Raw genomic sequence first — 8,532 nt, forward strand, 5'->3', positions numbered from 1 at the left:
CACCGACCGGGGGAGGGCCGCCCTATTGCGGAGTATGACGCCGCCACCTCGGGGAACGCCGATCCGCCGCTCCCTGTTCCCGATCACGCCGCATCGGGTGCCCGTCCTCGGCGCCGGAGCCCGCGCACCCGTCGCTCGCCCTCAGCGCAACCCGTCGCCGCGGCCGCGGTCTGCGCGCAGACTCGAGGGCATGGCCCACCGTCAGCGCACGTCCACCGCGCACCCCGAGAGCAAGACCTGCGCCTCCTGCGGTCGCGAGATCGAGTGGCGCGCGAAGTGGGCACGGGACTGGGAGGACGTCCGCTACTGCTCGGTCGCCTGCCGCCGTCGCGGAGTCGGACCGGAGGAGGCGCGCCTCGAGGAGGAGATCCGCACCGTCCTGCTCGCGCGAGCGGCGTCGTCGACGGCGTGCCCGTCCGAGGTCGCGCGCCGGGTCGGCGGCGAGGAGTGGCGGCCGCTGATGGAGCCCGTCCGCCGGGCCGCGCGCCGCCTGGTCGACCGGGGCGAGATCGACATCGTGCAGGGCGGACAGGTCGTCGACCCCTCGCGGGCGAAGGGCCCGATCCGGCTGCGGCGACGCCCCGGAGGACCCCTGTCGCCGGGCGGCGCCGCGGGCTAGCCTCAGCAGATGCCCAGCAGCGACGCCGTCGTCCTCACCGTCCCCGGACTGCACGGCGACCGGGAGGTGCGGATCTCGAGCCCTGAGCGAGTCCTCTTCCCGGAGCCGGGCATCACCAAGCGCGAGGTCGCGGAGTACCTGATCGCCGTCGGCGAGCCGTTCGTCGCGGCGAACGGCGGCCGCCCCGTCTCGCTGCAGCGCTTCTCCTCCGGGATCGAGGGCGAGCAGTTCTTCTCGAAGAACCCGCCCAAGGGCGCGCCCGAGTACGTCCGGTCCGTCCCGGTGACGTACCCGAGCGGGCGGGTGCATCCGCAGCTCGTGATCGACGAGCCCGCGGCCGCCGTCTGGGCGGCGCAGATGAACACCGTCGTCTTCCACCCGTGGGCGTCCCGCGCCGATGCGCCCGACCTGCCCGACCAGCTCCGGATCGACCTCGACCCGCAGCCCGGCACCGACGTCGCCGACGCGGTCGTCGCCGCGCACGCGCTGCGGGAGGTCCTGCGGGAGGCCGGCCTCGACCCGTTCGTGAAGACGTCCGGCAACCGCGGCCTGCACGTCTTCGCGCCGATCGTCGCCGAGCACGAGTTCCTCGACGTCCGCCACGCGGTGATCGCCGCGGCGCGCGAGCTGGAGCGGCGGATGCCCGAGCAGGTCACGACGGCGTGGTGGAAGGAGGAGCGCGGCGAGCGGATCTTCGTCGACTTCAACCAGGCCAACCGCGACCGCACGATCGCCGGTGCCTACAGCCCGCGGCCGCTCGCGCACGCTCCCGTCTCCACTCCGCTGGACTGGGACGAGCTCGACGGCGTCGACCCGCGGGCCTTCACGATCCGCACGGTCCCGGCGCGCCTCGCCGAGCGCGGTGATCCGTGGGCCCGGATGCACGACGCCCCCGGTCACCTCGACGCCCTGCTCGGCTGGTGGGAGCGCGATGTCGCCGCCGGCCTCGGCGAGCTGCCGTTCCCGCCCGACTTCCCCAAGATGCCGGGCGAGCCGCCCCGCGTGCAGCCCAGCCGCGCGAAGAAGGCCTAGCCGAGGACGTCGCCGAGGTCGTACGCGGTCGGCTGCTCCAGCTGCTCCATGGTGCAGGAGGCGGCGTCGCGGTCCGGGCGCCAGCGCTCGAACTGAACGGTGTGCCGGAAGCGGTCGCCCTCGCGCTGGTCGTAGCGGACCTCGAGCACGAGCTCGGGACGCAGACGCACGAAGGAGGTGTCGCGGCCGCTCGAGAACCGGCTCCGCTCGCCCTCGCCGCGCACCGGTGCTCCCTCCGCGTCGCGCTCGACCGCGGGTGCGAGCTCCTCCAGGAGCTGCACGCGACGCTCGTCGCTGAAGGCCGAGGCCCCGCCGACCTGGCGGACCTCGCCGTCGTCGCCGTGCAGGCCGAGCAGGATCGAGCCCACGCCCGGCTTGGAGGCGTGCTCGCGGTACCCGATCGCGATCACGTCGGCCGTGCGGTGGTGCTTGACCTTGAGCACGGCGCGCTTCCCGGGGGAGTAGGGCGCGGCCAGGGGCTTCGCCACGACGCCGTCCAGTCCTGCGCCCTCGAAGCGCTCCAGCCAGTCGCGCGCCAGGGCCTCGTCGTCGGTGGCGCGGCCGAGGTGCAGCGGATGCGGGACGCCGGCCATCACCGCGGCGAGCGCCTCCCGCCGCGCCGAGTACGGCTCCTCGAGCATGCTGCGCCCGTCCACGGCGAGCAGGTCGAAGGCGACGAGCATCGCCGGGGTGGTCTCCGCCAGCATCCTCACGCGGCTCGCGGCCGGATGGATGCGCTGCGAGAGCAGGTCCCAGTCGAGCCGCTGCGCTCCCGGCTCGCCGGTCGCCAGGACGATCTCGCCGTCGAGCACGCAGCCGTCGGGGAGCAGCCGGAGGAAGGCCTCGACGAGCTCGGGGAAGTACCGGGTCAGCGGCTTGGAGCCGCGGCTCCCGATCTCGCAGTCCCCGCCGGAGACCGAGACGATCGCGCGGAACCCGTCCCACTTCGGCTCGTAGGAGTATCCGCCCGCGACGGCGGTCTGCTCCGGCACCGCCGGAACGGCCTTGGCGAGCATCGGGGCGAGGGGGAGAGCGAACGGGAGGTCCATGCCCTGATCATCCCGGCCGCGGTCTCGGACCGCACCCCCTTCCGGAAGGCTGTGGACCGGCACGTTCCGGGCCCGCCGCGGAGGTTCGAGGCGTAGCGTTCCCGGCATGAGCATTGACTGGAAGCGCTGGACGCCCGTCGCCGTCGTCCCCGCGGTCGTCGTCGCCGCGGCCGTCGCCCTCCCCTTCTCGGCGAGCGCCGCGGGAGACCTCCCCGAGAAGTCCGCCGCCGACCTCCTCGCCTTCGTCGCCGAGAGCGACACCTCGGCGTTCTCCGGCGAGATCCGGCAGACCTCGGACCTCGGCCTGCCCGACCTCTCGGCGCTCGGCGGCTCGGCCGGCTCGGCGTCCGCCGACCCCGCCGACTCCCTCGTCGAGCTCGCCACGGGCTCGCACCAGGCCCGCGTGTACGTCGACGCCGAGAAGGGCGCGCGCCTCCAGGTGCTCGACCGGCTGGCCGAGCGCGACGTCGTCGCCTCGACGACCGACGGAGTCTGGATCTACGACTCGAGCGCGAACACCGCCACCCACCTCGTGCCTCCCGCGGGCGGAGCCCCCGAGGCCTCGCCGGGCGATCAGGTCGTGACGCCGTCGTCCGCCGCCGAGCAGCTGCTCGCCGCGATCGACCCGACGACCACGGTCGCGGTCGGCTCGGACGTCAGCGTCGCCGGGCGCGACGCGTACGAGCTCGTGCTCACGCCCCGCGACGGCGGCACCCTCGTGGGCTCCGTGACCGTCTCGGTCGACGGCGAGACGGGCCTCCCGCTCGGGGTAGCCGTGACCGCCCGCGGGGGCACCGCGCCCGCGTTCAGCGTCGCGTACACGAGCATCGACTTCTCGACGCCCGACGCGTCCCTCTTCTCCTTCACGCCCCCGGCCGGCGCCGAGGTGACGGAGCAGGCCGCTCCGGTCGACGACGAGGCGGACGCCTCCGACGCGCCCGCCGCGGGCACGGCCGAGCACTCCGACGTCGTCACCACGGGCTCCGGCTGGACGAGCGTCGTCGAGCTGCCCGCCGGTGACGCCGACGCGCTCTCCTCGCTCGACGCGGTCACCACGCCGGTCGACGGCGGCCGGATCCTCTCCTCCGCCCTGCTGACCGTCCTCGTCACCGACGACGGACGCGTCCTCGCCGGCGCGGTCCCGGCCGAGGCGCTCCGCGACGCGGCCTCCGCTCGGTGACGGCGGGCGAGCTCGCCGTCGAGACGCGAGGCCTCACCAAGCGCTTCGGGCGCCAGGAGGCGGTCTCCGGTCTCGACCTCGCCGTTCCCCGCGGCGCCGTCTTCGGCTTCCTCGGCCCGAACGGCTCGGGCAAGACAACGACGATCCGGATGCTGCTTGCCCTCGCCGCGCCGACCGTGGGCAGCATCACCGTCCTCGGGCAGGCGATGCCCCGGCGCGCGGCCGAGGTCCTGCCCCGGGTGGGGGCGCTGGTCGAGGGGCCGGGCTTCTACCCGTTCCTCTCCGGAGCGGCCAACCTCCGGCGCTTCGACGCCGCGGAGGCGGGCACCTCGTCCCGCACCCGCGACACCCGCGCGAAGGAGGCCCTCGCCCGCGTCGGCCTCTCGGCCGCGGCGCGCAAGAAGGTCGGCTCCTACTCCCTGGGGATGAAGCAGCGGCTCGGCATCGCGGTCGCCCTGCTCTCGCCGCGCGACCTGATCGTGCTGGACGAGCCCACGAACGGCCTCGACCCGCAGGGCACCCGCGAGGTCCGCGCTCTGGTGCGCGGACTGAACCAGGACGGCACGACCGTCCTCGTCTCCAGCCACCTCCTCGTCGAGATCGAGCAGCTCTGCACCCACGCCGCCGTCATGCGCACCGGGCGCCTCGTCGCCCAGGGCGGGCTCGACGAGCTGCGCGGGGACGCCGCCTCGGTCGAGCTGCTGACGCCCGACCGCGAGCGCGCGATCGTGGCCCTGCACACCCGGGGTCTGGAGCCGCGCACCGCGCCGGGCCCGCACCCCGCCGATCCGCCGCTGGTCGTCGCCGCTCTGCCGCCCGGGCTCGCGGCCGAGACGCTGGTGGCCGACCTCGTGCGGGCCGACGTCCGCGTCCGCGGGTTCGCCGTCCGCCGCCCCTCGCTCGAGGAGCGCTTCGTCGAGCTGACCGGGGAGGGCTTCGATGTCGAGCGTTGACGCGACCGTCCGCCGCGCGGGGATCGGGTCCCTGCTCGCCTCCGAGCTCGCCCTGCTCTTCCGCCGGCGCCGCACCTGGGCGCTGCTCGCGGCCCTGGCCGCCATCCCGATCCTGCTCGCCGTCGCGGTGCGGCTCTCGGGCGGCGACGGAGGCGGGCCCTCCTTCGTGGGCGCGATCGCCGGCAACGGCCTCTTCACCGGCTTCGCGGCCATCACGGTCGCCGTCCCGCTGTTCCTCCCGCTCACGGTCGGGGTCGTCGCCGGCGACGCGATCGCGGGCGAGGCCTCGCTCGGGACGCTGCGCTACCTGCTGGTCAGCCCCGTCGGCCGCGTGCGGCTGCTCGCGGTGAAGTTCGCCGCCTCCCTCGCCTTCTGCCTCGCCGCAGCACTCACTGTCATGGTGGTCGGGATCCTGATCGGCCTGGCGCTCTTCCCGGCGGGACCGGTGACGCTGCTCTCCGGCAGCACCGTCCCGCTCGGCGACGCGATCGGCCGGGCCCTGGCGATCGCCGTGTACGCGGCGCTCTCGCTGGTCGGGCTCTCGGCGATCGGCCTCTTCATCTCGACGCTGACCGATGTGCCGGTCGGCGCCATGGCGGCCACCGTCGTCGTCTCCATCGCGGCGCAGATCGTCGGCTCGCTCTCGCAGCTGGACGCCCTCCACCCGTTCCTGCTGACCGACCGGTGGTTCGACTTCGCCGACCTCCTGCGCGACCCGATCGCGTGGAGCTCCTTCGGCGAGAACGCGCTGCTCCAGCTCGCCTACGTCGCCGTGTTCGGGTCGCTCGCGATCGGCCGCTTCACCACTCGCGACATCCTCTCCTGATCCTGGGACGACGGAGGCCGCCCTCCCGCACTGCGGTGGGGGCGGCCTCCGATGTCGACGGGGTCAGCCCTGCGGAGCGATCCCGAAGCTGACGGAGCCGCCCTCGTCCACCTGCGCGTCGAGGACCTTGTCGCCGAGAGCGACGGAGGCGGCGACGTCGAGGAACACGCGCGCTCCGTCCTGCTCCACGACGGCGTCCGTCGTCTCGGGGGCCGCGGCGACCGCGACAGCGAAGTTGCGGGCGTCGAGATCGGTGCCGCTGATGCGCAGGCCTCCCTCGACGGGGGTCTCGGTCTGCCCGGTGATGGTCTTGACGACGGTGCTGGCGTTGTCGGTGAGCGTGAGCATCGGGTCGTTCCTTCCGTCCGTGGTCGATGAGGGGGCCACGTTGCCGGGATCCGGCGGCACCCTCAAGGCGGCGGAGCGGATGTGGAGGGGATGCACACCTGGACGGTCCGGGGAGTCGCGGCGCTCGCCGGAGCCTCGGCGGGCCGGGGGCGTCGCATCGCCTGCCACACTGGCCGGATGCATCCCGCCGACTCCTGCCCCTGCGGAAGCCGCCGCCACTACGCCGACTGCTGCCGCCCCGCCCACCTCGGCGAGGAGCCTTCGCCGACGGCGGAGCGCCTGATGCGCAGCCGCTACAGCGCGAACGTCCTCGGCAGCGCTCCCTACCTGCTCGCGAGCTGGCACCCCTCGACCCGGCCGCGCCGCATCGACCTCGATCCCGACGTCCAGTGGCGCCGGCTCCAGATCGTCGACACCTCGTTCGGCGGGGAGGGCGACGAGGAGGGCCTGGTCGAGTTCCGCGCCTCCTACCGCTCGCCCGCCGGCCCCGGCCTCGTGCACGAGCGCAGCCGCTTCCTGCGCGAGGACGGTCGCTGGCTCTACGTCGACGGCGAGATGCTCGGCGACGAGGCCTGATCCGTCCGGGCCGTCCTACTCTGGAGGCATGGCCAAGGACTTCCGCCGGGCGGACGACGCGTCGCGCTACGAGCTCCACCTCGACGGCGCCCTGGTGGGCGTCCTCGACTACCGCGAGGCGCCCGGCAGCGTCTCCCTCGTCCGCTCCTTCACGACCCCGCCCTTCCGAGGCCGCGGGCTCGCCGGGGAGCTGGTCTCCTTCGCCGTCGCCGACATCGAGGCCGCCGGCGGGCGGAGCGTCGTGCCGATGTGCTGGTACGTCGGGCAGTGGTTCGAGCAGCACCCCGAGAAGGCGCACCTCCTCGCTCCCTCCTGAGCCGCTCGCTCACTCGCGGACCGCGGGCTCCACTCCTGCCAGGTCCGGGCCGAGGCCGATGTCGACCAGCCGCAGACGGCCCGCGTAGGAGTCGCCCGGAGGCAGCAGCAGACCGGCCTTGATCGCGCCGAAGGCGACCGTCACATCGGCGCGCAGCACGGTGGGATCGGGGACCGACCCGTCGTCGGGATGGATGCCGCTCGGCAGGTCGACCGCGACGACCACCGGGCGCTCGGCCCGCCGCTCCAGCGCGTCGAGCACCGCCTCGACGACGACGCGCGGACGCCCCCGCAGCGCGGGCTCCGTCGCTCCGATGCCGAGGATCCCGTCGACCAGGACGTCCGCCCGCGCCACCGCCGCCGCGAGGCCGGGCGCGTCGTCGGCCGGCACCTGCCCGCAGCCCTCGTCGAGCGCCACGGCGAGGCCCCGGCGGTGCACCCGCTCGGCCGTGAGGACGAGGACGACGTCGGTTCCGGAGGAGGAGAGCTCGGCGGCCGCGTAGAGCGCGTCACCGCCGTTGTCGCCCGGACCGACCAGGACGAGCACCGAGCCCGGACGGGAGCGGTCGGAGCGCCCGGCGAGCACGAGGCGCAGCTCGCGGGCGAGGCCGTCGGCGGCGCGCTGCATCAGCGGCTCCCGCCGGGCCAGGTGCGGAGCCTCCGCGGCCCGCACCTGCGCGGACGTGTATCCCTCGACCATGCGCTCCACTGTGCGCGCGGCGCAGCGGGGGTGCAACCCCGTCAGCTCTCCTGCACCGCCCGGTCCGACTCCTCGACGATCGCCCGCATCGCGGCCTCCGCAGCGTCCGCGTCGCCCGAGGCGACGGCGGCGGCCACCGCCCGGTGCAGCCGCACCGCGGTGGAGTCGGCCTCGCGCGGCATGAGCGCGTTGCGGGTGCGGCCGGCGAGGACCTCGGCGACCAGATCGCCCAGCTGCGCGAGCATCCGGTTGCCGGACGCGGCCAGGAGGGAGCGGTGGAAGGCGGTGTCGGCGGCGAGGTAGGCGGACTGGTCGGCTGCGCGGGAGTGGGTGGAGAGGGCGTCGCCCGCCTCCGTGAGCGCCCGCCGCTGCTCCTCGGTCGCGTTCGCCGCTGCGAGCCTTGCGGCGAGCGGCTCCACCCCGAGTCGGAGCTCGCTGAGCTGGTGCAGCTGGCGCCGCCGGTCCGGGCCGTCCAGTCCCCATGCGACGACCCGCGTGTCCAGGGCGTTCCAGCACTCCGGAGGCTGGACCCGCGTCCCCGCGCGGCGGCGGGACGTCACGAGCCCGAGCGTCTCGAGGACGCGCACCGCCTCCCGCATCACCGAGCGGGAGACCCCGCGCCGCTCCGCACGCTCGTCGGCGCTGAAGGTGGTGCCCGGCGCGAGCTCGCCGCGCACGATCTGCGAACCGAGCTCGTCCAGCACCGAGTGGTGCAGCGAGGGCGTCGGCGCGGGCATGCGGTCATCCTGCCATCGCCGGAGTCGCGCCCCGGCCGATCTTCGGGCATGATCGGGACACACGCAGGTTATGTCGGACAAAAGCCGGCCGCTGGCCGTCGGCTCGACCAAGGACGCTCATGACACCGACCCTCCTCCCCGCCCTCCGCGCAGCCGACCAGTCCGCCTACCTCGCCGCCGACACCGCCTTCCACCGC

At 74.8% G+C, this 8,532-nt stretch carries 11 protein-coding genes; 7 read left to right on the forward strand and 4 right to left on the reverse strand.

The genetic code is table 11. The features are described from left to right. The first annotated feature begins 190 nt into the window (after nucleotides 1-190). Nucleotides 191-619, forward strand: a complete 429-nt coding sequence (locus C5C95_RS13070) for a DUF2256 and DUF3253 domain-containing protein (protein ID WP_104324602.1) — start codon at nucleotides 191-193, stop codon at nucleotides 617-619. 9 nt (nucleotides 620-628) lie between these two features. After that, entirely contained in the window at nucleotides 629-1,651 is a 1,023-nt protein-coding gene (gene ligD / locus C5C95_RS13075) for a non-homologous end-joining DNA ligase (RefSeq protein ID WP_181125680.1), read from the forward strand. Here ligD and C5C95_RS13080 read toward each other — a convergent pair. Continuing rightward, a complete protein-coding gene (locus tag C5C95_RS13080) occupies nucleotides 1,648-2,700 on the reverse strand; it encodes an ATP-dependent DNA ligase (RefSeq protein ID WP_104324603.1) in 1,053 nt (350 codons plus the stop codon). The genes ligD and C5C95_RS13080 overlap by 4 nt on opposite strands. 106 nt (nucleotides 2,701-2,806) lie before the next feature. On the opposite strand from C5C95_RS13080, the gene C5C95_RS13085 reads away from it, so the two are divergent. From C5C95_RS13085 to C5C95_RS13095, 3 genes are read left to right on the forward strand one after another with little or no spacing between them, the layout of a single operon-like run. Then, nucleotides 2,807-3,880, forward strand: coding sequence for a DUF2092 domain-containing protein (locus C5C95_RS13085; RefSeq protein WP_104324604.1), 1,074 nt, complete (start codon nucleotides 2,807-2,809; stop codon nucleotides 3,878-3,880). Continuing rightward, nucleotides 3,877-4,833 carry an ABC transporter ATP-binding protein gene (locus C5C95_RS13090; RefSeq protein WP_104324605.1) on the forward strand — a complete coding sequence of 319 codons (957 nt, stop codon included), beginning with the start codon at nucleotides 3,877-3,879 and terminating at the stop codon, nucleotides 4,831-4,833. The genes C5C95_RS13085 and C5C95_RS13090 overlap by 4 nt, the downstream gene beginning before the upstream one ends. Further along, nucleotides 4,820-5,659, forward strand: coding sequence for an ABC transporter permease (locus tag C5C95_RS13095; protein ID WP_104324606.1), 840 nt, complete (start codon nucleotides 4,820-4,822; stop codon nucleotides 5,657-5,659). Before C5C95_RS13090 ends, C5C95_RS13095 begins: the two co-directional genes overlap by 14 nt. A 63-nt stretch (nucleotides 5,660-5,722) precedes the next feature. Here the strand turns inward: C5C95_RS13095 and C5C95_RS13100 are convergent, their stop codons facing one another. Continuing rightward, entirely contained in the window at nucleotides 5,723-6,007 is a 285-nt protein-coding gene (locus C5C95_RS13100) for a hypothetical protein (protein ID WP_104225397.1), read from the reverse strand. Between the two features lie 177 nt (nucleotides 6,008-6,184). On the opposite strand from C5C95_RS13100, the gene C5C95_RS13105 reads away from it, so the two are divergent. Both C5C95_RS13105 and C5C95_RS13110 read left to right on the forward strand, forming a co-directional pair. Continuing rightward, entirely contained in the window at nucleotides 6,185-6,583 is a 399-nt protein-coding gene (locus C5C95_RS13105) for a YchJ family protein (protein ID WP_104225449.1), read from the forward strand. 28 nt (nucleotides 6,584-6,611) lie between these two features. Continuing rightward, nucleotides 6,612-6,899: a GNAT family N-acetyltransferase gene (locus tag C5C95_RS13110; RefSeq protein WP_104225396.1), complete on the forward strand. Its 288-nt coding sequence runs from the start codon at nucleotides 6,612-6,614 to the stop codon at nucleotides 6,897-6,899. A 9-nt stretch (nucleotides 6,900-6,908) separates the two neighbouring features. Here C5C95_RS13110 and C5C95_RS13115 read toward each other — a convergent pair whose 3' ends face one another. Together C5C95_RS13115 and C5C95_RS13120 are read right to left on the reverse strand one after the other, a co-directional pair. Next, nucleotides 6,909-7,598, reverse strand: a complete 690-nt coding sequence (locus C5C95_RS13115) for an NAD(P)H-hydrate epimerase (RefSeq protein ID WP_104273302.1) — start codon at nucleotides 7,596-7,598, stop codon at nucleotides 6,909-6,911. 41 nt (nucleotides 7,599-7,639) lie between these two features. Further along, entirely contained in the window at nucleotides 7,640-8,335 is a 696-nt protein-coding gene (locus C5C95_RS13120; protein ID WP_104225394.1) for a FadR/GntR family transcriptional regulator, read from the reverse strand. Nucleotides 8,336-8,532 lie beyond the last annotated feature (197 nt).

The organism is Rathayibacter sp. AY1B7, from assembly GCF_002932735.1.
In the GTDB taxonomy this organism is placed as follows: domain Bacteria; phylum Actinomycetota; class Actinomycetes; order Actinomycetales; family Microbacteriaceae; genus Rathayibacter.